Source organism: Cyclobacterium xiamenense, assembly GCF_042140265.1.
GTDB lineage: Bacteria > Bacteroidota > Bacteroidia > Cytophagales > Cyclobacteriaceae > Cyclobacterium > Cyclobacterium xiamenense_A.
This window is the reverse complement of the sequence record NZ_CP159481.1, coordinates 2,838,586-2,854,993: the sequence shown is the minus strand read 5'-3', so window position 1 is coordinate 2,854,993 and position 16,408 is coordinate 2,838,586. Positions and strand designations below refer to the sequence as shown.

General features: G+C 48.0%; 11 protein-coding genes. 2 read left to right on the top strand and 9 right to left on the bottom strand.

Annotation, left to right across the window (positions count from 1 at the left end; all coding sequences use genetic code 11):
- Positions 1 to 499: 499 nt before the first annotated feature.
- The 7 genes from ABWH99_RS11915 to ABWH99_RS11885 all read right to left on the bottom strand — a co-directional run bounded on the left by ABWH99_RS11915 (position 500) and on the right by ABWH99_RS11885 (position 8,399).
- Positions 500 to 1,207, bottom strand: coding sequence for a hypothetical protein (locus tag ABWH99_RS11915; RefSeq protein ID WP_375586498.1), 708 nt, complete (start codon positions 1,205 to 1,207; stop codon positions 500 to 502).
- A 181-nt stretch (positions 1,208 to 1,388) separates the two neighbouring features.
- Positions 1,389 to 2,105, bottom strand: coding sequence for a hypothetical protein (locus ABWH99_RS11910; protein WP_375586497.1), 717 nt, complete (start codon positions 2,103 to 2,105; stop codon positions 1,389 to 1,391).
- Positions 2,106 to 2,923: 818 nt separating this feature from the next.
- On the bottom strand, positions 2,924 to 4,390 hold the full coding sequence (locus ABWH99_RS11905; RefSeq protein ID WP_375586496.1) for a sodium:solute symporter family protein: 1,467 nt from the start codon (positions 4,388 to 4,390) through the stop codon (positions 2,924 to 2,926).
- A 72-nt stretch (positions 4,391 to 4,462) separates the two neighbouring features.
- Positions 4,463 to 5,806 (bottom strand): Gfo/Idh/MocA family protein, encoded by a 1,344-nt coding sequence (locus ABWH99_RS11900; protein ID WP_375586572.1) that lies wholly within the window; start codon positions 5,804 to 5,806, stop codon positions 4,463 to 4,465.
- 15 nt (positions 5,807 to 5,821) lie between these two features.
- Complete coding sequence (locus ABWH99_RS11895; protein ID WP_375586495.1) at positions 5,822 to 6,862, bottom strand: Gfo/Idh/MocA family protein; 1,041 nt, start codon at positions 6,860 to 6,862, stop codon at positions 5,822 to 5,824.
- Between the two features lie 467 nt (positions 6,863 to 7,329).
- Complete coding sequence (locus ABWH99_RS11890) at positions 7,330 to 8,052, bottom strand: SDR family oxidoreductase (RefSeq protein ID WP_375586494.1); 723 nt, start codon at positions 8,050 to 8,052, stop codon at positions 7,330 to 7,332.
- 68 nt (positions 8,053 to 8,120) lie between these two features.
- Positions 8,121 to 8,399: a YtxH domain-containing protein gene (locus ABWH99_RS11885; RefSeq protein ID WP_154858981.1), complete on the bottom strand. Its 279-nt coding sequence runs from the start codon at positions 8,397 to 8,399 to the stop codon at positions 8,121 to 8,123.
- Positions 8,400 to 8,654: 255 nt separating this feature from the next.
- Here ABWH99_RS11885 and ABWH99_RS11880 point away from each other — a divergent pair, with 255 nt between their 5' ends.
- Together ABWH99_RS11880 and ABWH99_RS11875 are read left to right on the top strand one after the other, a co-directional pair.
- On the top strand, positions 8,655 to 10,502 hold the full coding sequence (locus ABWH99_RS11880) for an alkaline phosphatase (protein ID WP_375586493.1): 1,848 nt from the start codon (positions 8,655 to 8,657) through the stop codon (positions 10,500 to 10,502).
- A 66-nt stretch (positions 10,503 to 10,568) separates the two neighbouring features.
- Entirely contained in the window at positions 10,569 to 11,756 is a 1,188-nt protein-coding gene (locus tag ABWH99_RS11875) for a lactonase family protein (protein WP_375586492.1), read from the top strand.
- 549 nt (positions 11,757 to 12,305) lie between these two features.
- Here the strand turns inward: ABWH99_RS11875 and ABWH99_RS11870 are convergent.
- Both ABWH99_RS11870 and ABWH99_RS11865 read right to left on the bottom strand, forming a co-directional pair.
- Positions 12,306 to 13,466, bottom strand: a complete 1,161-nt coding sequence (locus ABWH99_RS11870) for an exo-alpha-sialidase (protein ID WP_375586491.1) — start codon at positions 13,464 to 13,466, stop codon at positions 12,306 to 12,308.
- A gap of 58 nt (positions 13,467 to 13,524) precedes the next feature.
- On the bottom strand, positions 13,525 to 16,353 hold the full coding sequence (locus ABWH99_RS11865) for a M16 family metallopeptidase (RefSeq protein WP_375586490.1): 2,829 nt from the start codon (positions 16,351 to 16,353) through the stop codon (positions 13,525 to 13,527).
- Positions 16,354 to 16,408: the final 55 nt, after the last annotated feature.

The window sequence follows — 16,408 nt, the reverse complement described above, 5'->3', positions numbered from 1 at the left end:
TTAACCTAAATGTAATTTTACCTAAAAATACGTTATGAAAATAAATAAAAAATAGTTTTGACAATTTTTAACCTGCGTTCCATCCAAAGCATACTGATGGCTGTATAGAGATCACGTCTGAAAAAGTCAGGGCAAGCTCCCTCTCTGGGTGTAGTTTGCAACTACATCCCTTGCTATCCCATTGGTTACCTATTAGGAGGCAATTGTAAAGCCGGAAACCAACGACCAACCGTATAAAAATCGTTCTTAAAAAAGAATGCGATAAGCCATTACAAATGGCCTTTTGGCAGGTTTTATCTGTTTATGATTCCGAAAATAGTTGAGTGAAGTAGCATACTTCACCCAGCGGTAGTAAGTTACCCTCTCTGGGTGTAGTTTGCAACTACATCCCCTGGATAACGTAGCATACCTCGCCCAATAAATGATTTTTTTATTTGTGTTAATCGGAGTAATCTGTGGTGCCCCCGTTTTTAGCAGGTCCAGTTGGCCATTACAAACATCAAAACCGGTAGTTTAAAAATATCCCGGTATAAGGCTGAAAGCGCAAACCATTTAGCTTCACTGTATAACCTTCGGAGGACTGAATCTGATTTTGACTGCCTTCTTCGTTAGTCCTTATGGCCATGTGTTCGGTATATTGTTGCTCTCCCATATACCCTGAAAGGCGAAACTCTGTACTAAGCAGCAAGCGCGAAGTTAGCCTAAAACGGAGGCCTGCCAGGGGGGAGAGGGAAAACCTGATTCCCCGCTCGTACTTGTCCGTATTTTCAAGATAATTGGTTTCCGGGTCCAGGTCCGGCTGCTCAAAAAAGGACCTGCTGTGCTCTCTGCTCCCTTCCAGTTCCAGTCCATAATATCCCTCCCATCTCCTTGCGAGGGGTTTGATCCATTCATAGCCCAGGGCCAGGCCTATAGTTGACCAACCGTCAATATTGGTAAATTCTGCCTCTATTTTTTTATACCTGCTCACCATTCCAAAGACCCGCAAACGGATCCTGTTTTGTTCATGAATCTTTTTTCTCAGCATCAATTCCAACGGGGTCCGCTGGTGCTGATCCATCAACTGATCGAAGGCAAAATAGGTATTGAGACCAAGCTCGTAACGGCTTGTGGAGTCTAATTGGCTCCATTTTGAAGAATCGTTTTGGGCTGATGCTGTGGCGAGGCTCATTAGGAAAAATAGCCCTGAGAATATCCGCTGATACATGTATCTTCTTTGGTTAGGTTAATGAAAATAATGACGGGATTGTTCTCTGTGTTAACAATCCCGTCAGGAAAAGATTTATTATTTTATTAGTATTTGCCTTTTTATTACGCCGTCAGGATGTTGGATATGGACATAATAGCTGCCTGAAGCTATATCCACATTTAGATTTTCTTTCATTGTTCTAAAATTTAAGGTTAATAAAAATTCCGGAATAGGGTTGAAAATCAAAAACCCAGGCCTTTGCATCATGTCCTCCGATGGAATGTGTCTCTGACCCATCAGGGTTAGCGGAGGATTTTGCAAAGCCATCCTTTCTCGATTTTGTATTGTTATAGAATATTTCCATCCGCATTTCGTAGGAAACAAAAAAGTAATGCATCGGGGAATAGGTAAAGCCAACAATAGGGACCAAACCTAATGATTGTGTAGTAATAAAATCATATCTCCTTACCTTAACGCTCCCGTAAGTCTCGGAGTAATAGGAATAATTTCTCGTAGTATTGTGGATATCCCAACCCTTCTCCAGATCTGCCCCAAAATAATAACCGAGTTTTTTGTTGATGGGATGGTGCCACTCATGTCCCAGAGCAATGGCAAAGCGGGATTGCTGGATCCTCCGGTTTTCTTCTCCTTCTATCTTATTCGTATTCTCCACCCAGCCCCTGGCCCTTAGCCGGAGGCTGCGGTCACCCGGCAGCCCCCTGCGCAGCAAAAACTCGATGGGCGTGAATGTCTCCGGATCCAATAATCTATCCATCGCAAACTGGCTGTTGATACCCAGGCTGTAGTCTTTTGCGGGAAGAAAAGCCTGGGCTGCCTCCCCTGTTTCGTTCTCTTGTGCTAAAGCTGTTCGAAAAAACCCTGTCAGCAATAGGCTTGTTATTAAAAATTTAATCATGCTTTTTTTCCGAAATGTAGGTGTCGGAAATGGGATTTCCTACAAGTTTAGGAAAATAATTATTAGTATTTTTTATTGCATTATAATAATAATATTTTTTTAGTTTTTCCCGATTTTAATGCTGAAAACGGGTATGTTGAAACTCAAAAACAGCAATAAAATACCGAAAAAAAATGTTCCTTTTAGCCTGAATAATTACGAGAGTTTTCGAGGTAATTTTAAAGCTTTACCAATTGGTTCTCTCTCTGGGTAACACTACGTCCTCCCTGGATGTAGATTGCAACTACATCCCTTGCTATCCGATTATTTACCTATTTGGAGGCATTTGTAAAGCCGGAAGTCAAAGACCAGCCGTATAAAAATCGTTCTTAAAAAAGAATACGATAAGCCATTACAAATGGCCTTTTGGCAGGTTTTATCTGTTTATGATTCCGAAAATAGTTGAGTGAAGTAGTATACTTCGCCCAGTGCTGGTAAGTTATTGGGATTGCAAAACCATTATTACGGAATCAGTTTTGTTCTTCATTTACGAAATAAATCCCCCTTCCCCCTTTGTAAAGGGGGATTTTGTCATTTTGGAAAATAATAGGTACGTTCCTACTTTTGCGTTTACCCGCTCCACAGAATTTGTAATTCCGCGGTTCAGATGGTGGGGAATTTCTAATCCCCAAAACTGTCCGACAGCTGAATACCATAGACTAGCCGTCAAGATAGTCTTTCATTAAAACGCATACAGTTCGTTAGTACTGATCTTTTAATCTGTGCTAATCTGAGTAATCTGTGGTGCACCTTGGCAAGGAGGATTGGGACGCGTAAGGCTACTCCTGCGCTATATCCGACAGCATTTGTTTGACTTTATCGGGTACGGTATCCCTTTCCAGAAAGCCTACCAATATATAGGTGAAAGCCGACGACAATACCGGCAGGCTTACTTCCAGGGCCAGGCTGTTTAATTCCACATTTTTAGTGATCACAAAGGCCAGTAGTCCAACCAGAATGGATCCAATGGCTGCCTTCGGCCCACAGGACTTGAACCAGGGAATCAGGCCAAAAAGCATGGGGATGGCGATGGGCCCTACCAACGCACCAAACCAACTGATGATCAGTCCCAATACCCCACCAAAGCGCTCGAACTGTAGCGCGATCACGATAGTCCCAAGGGTGAACAGAAAGGTAGTAATCCTTGCGGTGGTGAGTGAAGTAGCTTCCTTTCGGAATTTTTTGTTAAGGGCCGGTAAAATGTCCCGGGAAATCACGGCCGAAATGGTGTTGATATCGGACGAAGTCATGGACATGGTATTGGCAAACAAGGAAGCGATCACCAGGCCGATCAATCCAATCGGTAGCAGCTCCATGGTCAAAATGCCATAGGACTGGGTAGGGTCTTCCATATCGGGCAGGAGAACCGGTGCAGCCCACATGGGAAAAAACAAAATCAATGGCCAAACCAGGTACAAAGCTCCTGAAAGCCAGGCGGCTTTTGATGCCTGCCGCTCAGTAGGAGCGGAAATATAGCGAGTAGCCAGGTTCCATTGCCCCCCATTGTAGGATAAGAAATTGATAAACAAAAAGGCCAACGCAAAACCTACCGTATAGGGATCGTTAAACGCCTGCGAATTGCCTTCAGGCAACTGATCCCAAACGGTGAAAACGGATTCCAATCCGCCCAGCTTTTGTACGACCACCACAAACATCACCAGTCCGGCAATTATCTGTACGATAAACTGGGCAAAATCGGTGATGATCACGGCCCAAAGTCCGCCAAAAGTAATGTACAACAGGGAAATTCCCCCCGATATCAAAATACCCCAAGCGAGGGAAATGCCGGTAAATACGTTTAATAATATGGCAATGGCCGCCCATTTGGCGCCAATATCAAACAATTTCAAAATAACACCACTCCAGGCCATCAATTGCTGGGTAGCCAGGTTGTACCGGGTTTCCAGAAACTCCAGGGGTGATTGGATTTTAAACCGCTTTCGAAGCCTTACCCAGAAAACGGGGAATACCTTGGCTGAAATCATCACCGTAGTACCGATCGTAAGTGCCCACCAGATATACACCGAAAAACCATGCGTGTAGGCCAAACCGGCATAGGCAACAAAAACTGCCCCGCTGTAACCCGATACATGGTGGCTGATTCCGGATAACCACCAGGGAAGCTTGCCACCCGCCACAAAGTAGTCCTCCGAATCGGTATTTCTGAAATACGACCAGACGCCGATCAAAAGCATCAGTAAAAAAAACAGACCAATCACAATCAGGTCAACGGTACTCAACTCCATAACAGATGATTAAGGTGATTAAAAGGAAAAGGCCAAACCAGGTTTGTTTGGCCTTTTGAGATATTAGAGAATTTAAACACTGGGTTCCCAACCGGGCTCGTACTCCCGCTTCCAGAGTTCCATTGCGGTGGGATCGTATTGAATTTTACCGGTTTTTGCGTCAATATCCAATGTACGTCCTACCCGCTGGGAAATATTTCCCAACTGAACCAATAGCGTACTTTTATGGGCGCCGACGACCTCGGACCGAACTTCGGTTCCGTTGGTAATGCCCTCAAAAAAGTTTTGAATGTGCAAGGCATCGAGTGCCTGCGCCGGATTGGTCCGGTTGGTCGGGTCGATTACCTGATCGTTTTTCACGTCCTTCACCAATTCATTTTTCAGGTTGAATATCTTGTAGGAATTTCCTCCTTCAATCAGCAGGCTACCCTCTTCGCCATAAAACAAGGTGCCTACGCTTCCGCCTTCAATATGCTTGCCGTTGCAGCTTCTGCCCTCCCAGGTGATCACCGAATTGTTGTCAAATTCCAAATTGATAATTTGGGTATCCGGGGTTTCCCAGTCGTCATTGTAGCGATACCTGCCGCCGGAAGAATTTACCCGGGTAGGATAATCCACCTGCAATCCCCAGCGCGCCAGGTCCACCATATGGGTGCCATTGTTCAGGGCTTCACCGGTACCCCAGTTCCAGAACCAATGCCAGTTGTAGTGCAGGATATTGTCCCGGTAAGCCTCTCTTGGGGCAGGTCCTTGCCAAAGTTCATAATCCAGCCATTCTGGCACGGGCACCTGCTTTCCTTCACCTATAGGGCCGCGGTTATTGGCATACCAGGTTTTGGCCATATAGGGCCTGCCGATCACTCCGTTGTGCAACTCCTCAATGCCTTTCATCACGTTGGGCCAGGAGCGGCGCTGATTCCCGACTTGTACTACCTTATTGTATTTCTTTTGCGCTGCCATCAGGAGCTCTCCCTCATGGGGGTTGTGACTGCATGGCTTTTCCAGGTAGACATGTTTCCCTGCCTTCAAGGCCATTAGTGCGGCCGGGGCATGCCAGTGGTCCGGGGCAGTTACAATCAATACGTCCACCTCTTTGTCTTCCAGTACCTTGCGCACGTCTTTTTCGATTTTCGGAGCCCTTCCCTGTATCTCATTTACCGAACCGGCAAATTTTTCGGCGGCACGGCGATCTACGTCGCAGCTATAGATTACCTCACATTGTTCCTGACCGGCAAAATTGGTTCCCACGGCATGGCCCCTGCTAACCACCCCCATGCTGGCCGCCAGAATGCGGTCATTGGCTCCAAGGATTTTGCCATAGCTTTTGGCTGACATGCCGGGAAGCACGCCACCGACGGATGCGAGAGTTGCCCCTGCTATGGCTTTTTTTACAAACGTTCTTCTGCTATTTTTCATCATAATGGGTGTAATTTAAATGCTGATTTGGGCGGCTTCCCTTCGGCCTTTGTCCAAAACGGCCTGCAAGGAAACAGCCTGCCCGTTAATTTTTTTGCTTTCGTCGGCAGCCTGCATAAAAGCAAAGATTTCTATCGTTTCTTCCTCAGAGACAGGTGCTTTCCCGGAATCAAAAAACTTTGCAATCTCCACTAAAAGTGGTCGGTATCCTCCATAAGATCCCATGTCCAGGATGCCTTCTTCTCCAAAGGCTCTACCTCCGTAGCCACTTTTACCAGAGCGGGTGCCCCGAAAAGTCCCGATCCGGCCACCTTCCCAGGTTCCAACCACTACATCTGCCCCGGGTGTAAACGTCCGCTGCACGGTTTCGCAACCCGTTCCCATCAGGGTATAAAGGGTTTCGACCCCATGTATGCCGTACCAAAACAAATCCGGGTGGGTGGGTTCCAACGTCGCCGGGCTATATGCTTCGGCCCCCATCACCTTTCCTACCTTTCCATTGCGTACAGCAGTGGCGTTCTCCATGTAGCGGAGAGAGCTGCTGGAAAATACCGGTACCTTGTATTTTTTAGCCGCCGCAAAAATAGCAATGGCATCGACCAACGAAGCTGAAATCGGCTTGTCGATAAAAACGGTTTTGCCCGCCTTAAACACTTCCAGCGCCTGCTCCAAATGGAGCCTGCCGTCGTTCGTCTCCAAAAGCACCACATCTACCCTATCCAAAAGGGCTGCGATGGAATCAACAATTTCTACACCTAAGGGCTGAATCTCTTCTGTGTAACCGGGAATTCGATTGACAGAAGAGGCAATATCTCGGCTTCCATGAGGATAGGCGGCCACTACTTTATAGCCGCCCAGGTCGGCAGCTGCATCGGCCGCATTAAAGGCTTTGGTGAAGGCCAGGCTGTGCGAGGTATCCAGGCCAATAATGCCCACCCGCTTACCGTTTCTGGGCAGGGAAGAGGCGAAGCTGATTGCCTGCGGTGCCAGGGTTATGCCTACACCCGCAAGGGCCGCTTTTCCCATAAATTTTCTTCGATTGAGTGCTGTGTCCATAGTTTCTAGTGGAATGGGTATACGATTTCGGTTTTTACTGGTTAAATAGTTGGAACTTCTCCTTGTTTACGGTTCAATGTACTAAAAAAATCAACTAGGCACTCATGACTATTCCACGAAAAGCAAATTTCCTCATCTAAAACCGCCAAATGACGAGTGAGTGGACCGACCCATGCCAAGTAATCGGTTCAATCTTATGAAGTTAGCGAAACCTATTCGAATTTCTGAAATTACCTCGAGTTTTCAATAAGCGGAAAATGCCATCAGAAAAATCCAACCTCTTAAGAAAACCAGCCCATAAAATCACCCTTCTACTGCATACTGCTACAAAAACCCGGAGCCAAGCCATTTCTACGATACGATGTCTGAACCGATTCAAAAAAAGAACCGTCCGCTCCGTCAAAAAAATACCGGTACCCCCTTTCCGGGCACCGGTCATCAAAGGCATTTACCGCCTCTTTCGCGAATTACCTTTTCGGCGGCATGCTAGGGCGGACCTCAATTTTACTCGGCAGCGTGCGAGGATCTAAGTTAAAAAGACCGACGACCATTTCTCCGATATCTTCAATCTGTATTTTCCAGGCATCCTTTTCACTCACTTGGTGTTCGTTAAACCCTGTGGCCACCGATCCCGGCATGATGGTACTTACCCGAACACCCTCCTGCCGCAAATCCAGCATGATGGCCTGGGAAAATCCCGTCAAACCAAATTTACTGGCATTATAGGCAGATCCACCCGCAAAGAAATTGGTTCCGGCAAGGCTGGAAATGGTTAAGAAAAAGCCCTTGGTGGATATTAACGCGTCTATCGAGGCCTTGATACCGTAAAACACGCCAGTGAGATTGGTATCAATCGTCTCCTGCCATTTTTCGACGGAGAGTTCCTGAATTGGCGCAAAATGCCCAACTCCGGCGTTAGCCACAAAATAATCAAGCTTGCCCCATTTCCGAAGCACATCCTGTACCGCTTTCTTTTGGGCATCAAAATCCCGTACGTCGACTTCCAGAGGAAGTACCTCACCCTTGGTTCGGGGACTATTTCGAATCTTTTCTGCAGCCTCCTCGGCTCGTTGAAGACTACGGCTGCTGATGGCCACGTTGACGCCCTCAGCGGCCAATGCCTCGGCAATTCCGTAGCCGATTCCGGTGTTTCCACCGGTGATAATCGCGGTTGTGTTTTTCAATGACATGTTTATGGTGATTGGTTAAAATAAAAAAGGCCAATGATCTTTCATTGGCCCTACTTACCCGAGTGGTGTTATTTGGCTTTTTCCTTTGCCTCGGCCAGAAGTTCTTTTCCCCTCGCTTTGGTCTCTTCGGCCACGGTAGCGATGTTCTTGTTCATCTTGTCCATTTTCTCGTTCATGCCTTTTAAGAGCCCATCGATTTGACCATTGATGTCCTTCAAGTATTCTTCTCCCTTTTTGGTTAGCTTTTTCCGGGTATCCTTGCCTTTTTCCGGGGCAATCAACAAGCCAATCTGTACCCCTACTGCTACTCCTGCCAATGCACTTAAAATTACTTTCGCTGATTTCATACTATCTGGTATTAATGGTTTATACTAATTAAAAACAATTCTCCTTCAATGAAGAAGTATTTAATTAAATAACAACAACATTTGTACCAAAGTTGCCAATGCGCCAATTTTATACAGGCAGGTTGTCAATTTTTCTGGAACGACTTGGATATTCCGGAAAAAGCCCTTGGGCAACTTCCGGATTTAATACTATCTTACTCCTGTACTTCCACCCTAGTTCTTTCGATTGCGCTACCTTTGTAAAAATATCAACCCATGAAACGACAATACACGATACACTTTTTCCAAGTAATCCTGCTTGTGATAGTCCTTGGAAGCCTCACATTTCCGGTACCGGCGCAGGATGTTGCCATCCACAGCCACAATGACTACCTGCAGGAAGTCCCTTTTTGGGAGGCCTATGCGCGCGGTGCGGCTTCTATTGAAGCCGATGTGATCTTACGGAACGACACGTTGTTTGTTGCGCACGAAGAAGAGAGTATTCGGAGAGGACATACCTTGCAAAGCCTGTATCTGGAACCGATGCTTCGGGCAAAACGACTCCGGATCGGCAGCATGCAGCCCTTTATTCTCCTGATCGATTTTAAAACGGAAGCCTATGCTACCATGGCAACGCTTTTGAAAAGTATACGCGGGTACGAAGAACTCTGGGATGACCCCGAACATCCCTTTGTGAAACTGGTGATCTCCGGCAACCGTCCGAAAAAAGAAGAGTATGAACAGTTTCCTTTTCCCATCTATTTTGACTACCAAAGCGTACAGGATACGCTGGAGCTTCCTTTGGAGAAAATTGCGTTGTTTAGCCTAAGTTTTCGCAATTTTTCCGCGTGGAACGGAAAAGGCAGGTTGGTTGATGCCGACCGGGAGCGTGTAGAACAAGCCATCGCTGTCGCCCACCGCTACGGTAAACCGTTTCGTTTCTGGGCCAGCCCCGATAGCAAAACCGCCTGGAAGGCCCTGTACGAGCTTGGTGTAGATTACATCAACACGGATCACCCCGTAGCAGCCCAAAGCTACCTATCGAGCCTCTCCTCCCGCTTGTACACCCGGCCCAATCCCCATGAGATTTATCGCCCCACGTTTGCATCGGACGGCACGGAACGAGAAGTCAAAAACGTAATTTTACTTATCGGCGATGGAAATGGTCTGGCCCAAATCTCTGCCGCCATGTATGCCAATGGGAATAATTTGACCCTTACCCAGTTGAAAAACATGGGCTTGATCAAAACCCAGTCAGCCGATGATTTTACCACGGATTCGGCTGCCGCTGGCACCGCCCTTGCCTCTGGTAAAAAAGCAAAAAACAGAAGTATCGGCATGCTTCCGGATGGGAGCCCGGCCACCAATCTCCCTGAATACCTTGCCGAATTCGGTTTTCATTCAGGAATCATCACCACCGACGAGGTAACCGGAGCCACGCCGGCTTCCTTTTTTGCCCATCAACCCGAAAGGGATTGGACCCGGGAAATCGCTGCGGATTTAGCAAATAGCCCCTTATCCCTCTTTATAGGAGGAGGTAAACAGACCTTTTTGGACGAAGAATCCAAAGGAATCGACCAACTAAGAAACGCTGGCTTTTTTCTCGCCAACTCCCTTTCCGAACTGGAGGACCACGAGGGTAGCAAGGTGGGTTACTTTGCAGCGTACCAAGGCCTCCCCAAGGTAAGTCAGGGAAGGCAACACTTTCTTTCCGAAGCCACCAAAGCAGGCATCAATTTTTTACAGACAAAAAACCAACCCTTTCTATTGGTAATTGAAAGTGCGTTCATCGATTCCGGAGGACATGCCAATGAGGTGGCAACGGTGATAGAAGAAGGGATTGATTTTGATCGGGCCATCGCAGAAGCACTTCGCTTTGCCGATGCAGATGGGCATACCCTCGTATTGATTACCGCTGACCACGAAACCGGTGGAATCACCCTTCCTCAGGGGAATACGGCGAGCCACACGGTTGAACTGGAGTTTTCTACGGAAGACCATACCGGACTGATGGTCCCGGTATTTGCCTACGGGCCCCATGCCCAGCATTTCCGGGGAGTGTATGAAAACACCGAAATTTTTACTAAAATCGTGGAGATTATCGGTGGGAATACCCTCAGGTAAATGAATTGGTATCGCTTTGTTTAAGACAGGTCCCACTTTCTTCCAAATTTGCCGTATATTCATAGAATGAAGACGTACCCATTGCTGTCAGCCACAATCGGCTCCCGTTGCGGCATTCCCATCCTGCTGCTACTTATTCTGCTTGCTGCACCTTTTTCCAAAAAAACCATGGCTCAAACCTCCAGGGAAATACTCTACATCGGCACCTACAGTCAAAACGAGAGCAAAGGAATCTACGTGCTCGAATTTGACCGCTCCACCTTTTCTGCCCGGGTTCTGCAAACCGTGCACGACAAAAAGAATCCTACCTTTCTGGCGCTTCACCCTTCGGGAAAATTCCTTTACGCGGCCTATCGCGAGGGCAAGAACGCCGAAGACCCCAACGGTACGGTTGCCGCCTATGCCATCGAAGAAGGCACCGGCCGCCTTTCCTTACTGAATTGGGTTTCGTCGGCCGGAGCCAGTCCCTGTCACATCAGTGTGGACCCCAGCGGCAACGTGGTATTTGTTTCCCATTACCAGGGAGGTAATTTATCCTCATTCAAGGTGCTCGATTCCGGGCTGGTCAGTGAGGCGGTTTCCTTTGTTCAGCACGAAGGCAGTAGCATCCACCCCAATCAAACCAGACCCCACATGCATTCCATGATTCCTTCGTTGGATGGAAACTGGGTCTATGCATCGGATTTGGGCATAGATCAGCTATTGAAATACCAGGTAAACACTGAGAAAGGGAGCCTGGAAAACGATCCGGAAGTGTTCCCGGTTAAAGCAGGTTCCGGACCCAGACATTTTGTCCTCCATCCCGTTCTGCCCTATGCCTATTCGGTGGAAGAATTGAGTAACACCGTGGGCATTTATGCGGTGGACTCAAAAAATGGGGATCTTTCCTTGCTATCCCGTATAGACATGCTTTCCCCTGCATTGCATTCGGACTACAACGCCGCGGCCGATATACATTTATCGGTGGACGGCAACTGGTTGTACGCAAGCAACCGCGGTCAGGATAACCTCGCTGTTTATCGAGTGGACCAAAACACCGGACTGCTGGATCTACAGGGGCACGTGCCTACTGGCGGAACGCACCCACGAAATTTTAAAGTAGACGAAAAAGGCGCTTTGCTTTTTGTAGCCAATATGGAATCCGATAATGTGGTCATCTTTACTATCCCGAAAGACAGGGGTATCCCCGAGCCCACCGGAAAAAGTATATCCATTCCCCGTGCCGTATTCGTTGAACAATTATTCATGGATTAACAGGTTCTATCGGGCCTGTAACGTACACATTCGTTCTGAACAATGGCTCATTTGCTTTTCCCACCGGCATTCGCTACTCGTTCCCTTTTGACTTGTCCGGCAGGCGAAACGATACGAGTTTTAGCCTGCCCTCTCCAATTCCACGTGCATCTTCGCTTCCGCTCGAAATCCGGTTTCCGTTTTCTCACACGATCCGAATAGCGTACCCTGCTTACCCCTGTTCCATGCGGCTTGTATCGGAAAAGAAACCAGTAATGACGGAGATGATCGTTTTGCTGTACGCCAAATTTCATTCACCTAACGTGTTTCGCGGAATTAGGACCCCCTGAACTAATCGTTCTCACAGAATGGCTGAATCGGTCGAAAAGCCATACGCTGCCGGCAATTCATTTTGTAGCCCGGTTTGCAGCCCCAGGCGAAACCGACCTTTTCCTGGTGGCGCGATACTTTGCGATCAGGATGAGAAACGCGAGCGGAGTTTCAATTTTTCAGAAACACAGCTATTTATCGAAAAATTAAAGGAATCATTGGGTGTTAGTTCCGGGCGGCTTATTCAAGATCACTCAGGCGAAGGCGTGCCAGGCTGATTTCCTCGTAGGGATGCTGCACTCCTTTTTCATAGGCGCAGAGAATCTCCCCATTGGGCAATACCGCAAGGGCCGAATAGGCTGAGGGGCCCGCGTGAAGAACCTTAGAGGCTACCCAGGTCTTCCCGCTATCTTTGCTCAATTTCACCGTCATATTTTCCCTTTTTGTACTGGCAGGATTTGAGAATAAGACCAGATCTCCGGTTGGATCTTCCGGCCAGGAGTAGCGGATCAACGCTGCCTGACAAACGGGCTCTATCAAAGATACCGCCTCGACGGGGTCGGACCAGGAGCTTCCGCCATCCTGGCTTACGGATAGCGCCCGCCTGTTCTTTCCAAAGTAGGAGCGCATGTTCATCAGGAGGTCTCCTTGTCTATCCGCGATTTCCACTACCTGGCACTCGTTCATCTTGGGTCGAATGATACCCCCTAGTTTCCAGGTCGTACCCCGATCATCACTGTAAATTACATGCGATCCGTATTCAAAGGGACCGCCCCTTACCTGGCCGGCCGGATCATCGTAACTATGATCAGAGGGGATCACCAAACGGCCTTTATACGGTCCATGTTTGATTTGAATACCGATCCCCGGACCTGTGGCATACCATCCCCATTCCGGGTTTTTGGTACTTTGGGTAATGTCTTTTGGTTCGGACCAGGTTTTTCCATGATCAGAGGACTTCATAACAAATACCCTACGCGTATCCCGGCTTTTCTTACGAATAATATCCCCTTCGGTATCGTAGCCTCCATTCCATGTGAGGAGCAGGTGGATTTCTCCTGCTTCTTCGTCCAAAACCGGGCTGGGATTGCCGCACACATTCTCCCCATCGTCCCAAACTACGATTGGCTCAGACCAGCTATGCCCCCCGTCTTCCGAACGCCTGAGCAACAAGTCAATGTCACCCGTATCGCCACTTCCGGTTTTTCTCCCTTCGACAAAGAGCAGCAACGAGCCATCTTTGGCTACCAATAACGATGGAATTCGATAGGTATGGTATCCCCCCGTACCGCTGACAAAAAGTTTTTTCTCGAGCGGCTCATCGGTAACCTGCGCAGCGAGCGGTTTCATCGCCAGGAATGAAAACAAAACCAAAACAAAGGATAACAATCGGATACGCATCGTATTTGTCATTTGATCACCTACTATTAGTACTATTGGTTTGGGCGGAAATTGTGCACTAAAGCCCGGCCGCTTCCTGTTGAAAATCGGCAGGATACCGGATGATTGTTAGTAAGTATTCCGATTTAAGAAGTTCTCTGGCTAGCGCCTGAACCTCAGCACCTGTGACCCCTACTACTCTATCGGAGGCACCCAAAACCGTGTCAAGGGGCATGTCCCCGGTAATCGCCGCACTGATTTGACCATGCCAGAAACCATTTCGGCGCAAGTTTTCTTCCAAAGATATCCGCTTGGTTTCCCGCACTTTCTCCAAATCAGCGGGTTCTGGACCGTTTTCTTGGATTTTCTCGATTTCCTTCCATACTGCTTGCGTCAACTCCGGAACTGCCTCAGGCCCGCATGGAAAATTGATCACAAAGCTGAACCGCTCACGCGGCACCCTACCTAAACTTCCCCTCGCACTTACACCATAAACACCACCAATTTCTTCGCGCAGGGTCTCTATTAATTTGATGGTCAGGATTTCGCCCAGATAGGAGAGTTGTTGAGATTTCTCCAGATCGTAGGCAGCTTCTCCATTGAAATACATAATTACCTGACTTTTTTCATCCACGCCCACTTTTATTAACTCCGTTTGGTCTTGAGGAGCGGTGATCCCCAGATCCCGAAACTCCTCCTTTTCCGTACCGGGTTCTCCGGGAATGCCTCCAAGATATCGTTCAACCATGGGAATTACTTCCTCCAGGTCCATATTTCCGGTAAACAAAAACTCAAAATCTGCAGCATTGGAAAACCGTTCTTCAAAAATTTCCAAACTGCGGTCTACCTGTATACTATCCAGCTGTCCCGGACTGAAAACACCCATTCCTCGTGGGTTCCCGTTGCTGATTATTTCGTTCACCCGTTTGTTGAATTGAAAATCCGGATTGACCTGTGCGCTTTCCAATTGGTTTTTCTGGTTTTGTAGAAAGACCTCCCAAAGGCCCTTGTCCATCCTTGGCGATGAAAAGTACAAATGAATCAGTTGTAAAGCCAATTCCAAATCCCGGGGAGAAGTGCTCCCAGATATGGTTTCCGAATAGGTACCTATATTGGGTGTTACCTGCACATTTTTTCCAGCCAGCACTTTTCTCAGGTCAGAGGGACTGAAGTCTCCCACGCCCATAACATTTACGGCTGTACCTGCATAGCTGGCATGGTAGTGGTCCCGATCGGGATATAGCGAGGTACCACCTTTGCTGGAACCCGTAAACAAGATCTCGTCATTTTTAAAATCAGTGGGTTTGAAGTGAACCTTGAGTCCATTGTCAAGTAATAGGGTCGTAATATCCACCCCATCCACGAAGGACCGTTTGATAACCTCGCCCGGATCCGGCAGACTACGTAGTAAGTTGTCTCGCAATTCCTTTTCCTGGTAAGGGCTTGTTTCCCAATTTTTGGATTCGTCCAACACCTGTAGCAACTCCGATTCTGTCGGCAGGGATTCCTTGTCTTTTTCAGGGGCTGTCACAATTACGACGGTGTTGGTCTCGCGGATCAGTTCGCCTATCATCTCATTGACTTCCTCCAAAGTAATGGAAGGAATCATTTCACGGTAAAAGTCGTAGCGATGAGCCGGGTCATCGGCGAAGGTTTGATTCAAGAAATGGGAAACGTACTTGCCTACCAGGGATCGGGATTCCGCCTTGTCCCGTTCATTAAACGACCTTTCAGCACTATTGAGAAGGGAGCGTTTTACCCGCTCCAATTCGCTTTCAGTAAAGCCATGCTGCATGGCCCGCCGATTTTCTTCCAGAAACGAGCGCAGACCCTCGCTGGCCTTTCCTGGCCCCACCACACCCGAAGTGGTAAAAAACTCCAGGCTTTTTACCAGCTTTCCATACCGGGCACCTGCAAAGATAAAGGGAGCATCGGGGGTTTGCCTGATTTCATCCAGCCGTTGGGTTAGCATCCCACCGATCATGGTACGTAATACGCGGTCTTTGTAGGCGGCGTAGGTACCGGAGGAAGCGGGCGGGTGTTTGTAGTACAACTGCACCTGAATTCCAGGCGCTTCCTCATCCGTTAGTATCTTTACAAAATTCGCTTCGTGTTCGGGCACCTCGTAATAGTCCCGTTCCGGGGCCTCAGCGGGATTGGTAAGATCGGAGAAATACTCCCTGATCAAGGCTTCCACCTTTTCGGGTGCCAAGTCGCCCACCGCTACAATTCCCATCAATTCCGGCCGGTACCAGTCCCGATAAAAATCCCGAATCACCTCTTCACTGGCACCCCGGATAATGTCCATGTCCCCGATCGGTAATCGGTCGGCATAGCGGCTATTGTAGAGCAATACCGGCAAATAGGCATCTCTCAATCGCTGGTCCACACCTTGCCCGGTTCGCCACTCCTCTACCACGATACCGCGTTCCGCATCGATGTCCTCGGATTGCAACAAAAGGCCTCCCGCCCAATCGCGAAGTACTTGAAAACCATTCTGTACATTGACTTCCTCTTCGGTGGGAATGGGTAGTATATACACCGTTTCGTCAAAACTGGTGTAGGCATTCAGGTCGCTTCCAAAAGCCACGCCGATGGATTGCAGGTAACTGATGAGTTCATTTTTCTCGAAATTCTCCGATCCATTGAACGCCATGTGTTCGACGAAATGGGCCAGACCAAGTTGGTCCTCCCGTTCTTGCATGGAACCCGCTTTGATAGCCAAACGCAGCTCCAGTTTGTTTGCTGGCTTTGGGTTGGATTGAATGTAGTATCGAAGACCATTGTCCAATTGCCCGACGCGCACCCGCGGATCCAGGGGAACCGAATCCATCGGGGCGAATTGGCCACGCGTACTACTGGCAAGCAAACAAAAGCAAAGGACGAGTAGCTTGATTTTTTCCTTCATGGGACGGTAAGGGGGGGGATGAACTAAATAAACCAAAATCCAATATGGCGAATAA

What these genes read in the sequence shown, in the direction of transcription:
- ABWH99_RS11880 (WP_375586493.1), top strand. Translation starts at nt 8,655, where the DNA reads ATGAAACGACAATACACGATACACTTTTTCCAAGTAATCCTGCTTGTG.
- ABWH99_RS11900 (WP_375586572.1), bottom strand. Translation starts at nt 5,806, where the DNA reads ATGAAAAATAGCAGAAGAACGTTTGTAAAAAAAGCCATAGCAGGGGCA.
- ABWH99_RS11915 (WP_375586498.1), bottom strand. Translation starts at nt 1,207, where the DNA reads ATGTATCAGCGGATATTCTCAGGGCTATTTTTCCTAATGAGCCTCGCC.
- ABWH99_RS11895 (WP_375586495.1), bottom strand. Translation starts at nt 6,862, where the DNA reads ATGGACACAGCACTCAATCGAAGAAAATTTATGGGAAAAGCGGCCCTT.
- ABWH99_RS11870 (WP_375586491.1), bottom strand. Translation starts at nt 13,466, where the DNA reads ATGCGTATCCGATTGTTATCCTTTGTTTTGGTTTTGTTTTCATTCCTG.
- ABWH99_RS11910 (WP_375586497.1), bottom strand. Translation starts at nt 2,105, where the DNA reads ATGATTAAATTTTTAATAACAAGCCTATTGCTGACAGGGTTTTTTCGA.
- ABWH99_RS11875 (WP_375586492.1), top strand. Translation starts at nt 10,569, where the DNA reads ATGAAGACGTACCCATTGCTGTCAGCCACAATCGGCTCCCGTTGCGGC.
- ABWH99_RS11885 (WP_154858981.1), bottom strand. Translation starts at nt 8,399, where the DNA reads ATGAAATCAGCGAAAGTAATTTTAAGTGCATTGGCAGGAGTAGCAGTA.
- ABWH99_RS11865 (WP_375586490.1), bottom strand. Translation starts at nt 16,353, where the DNA reads ATGAAGGAAAAAATCAAGCTACTCGTCCTTTGCTTTTGTTTGCTTGCC.
- ABWH99_RS11890 (WP_375586494.1), bottom strand. Translation starts at nt 8,052, where the DNA reads ATGTCATTGAAAAACACAACCGCGATTATCACCGGTGGAAACACCGGA.
- ABWH99_RS11905 (WP_375586496.1), bottom strand. Translation starts at nt 4,390, where the DNA reads ATGGAGTTGAGTACCGTTGACCTGATTGTGATTGGTCTGTTTTTTTTA.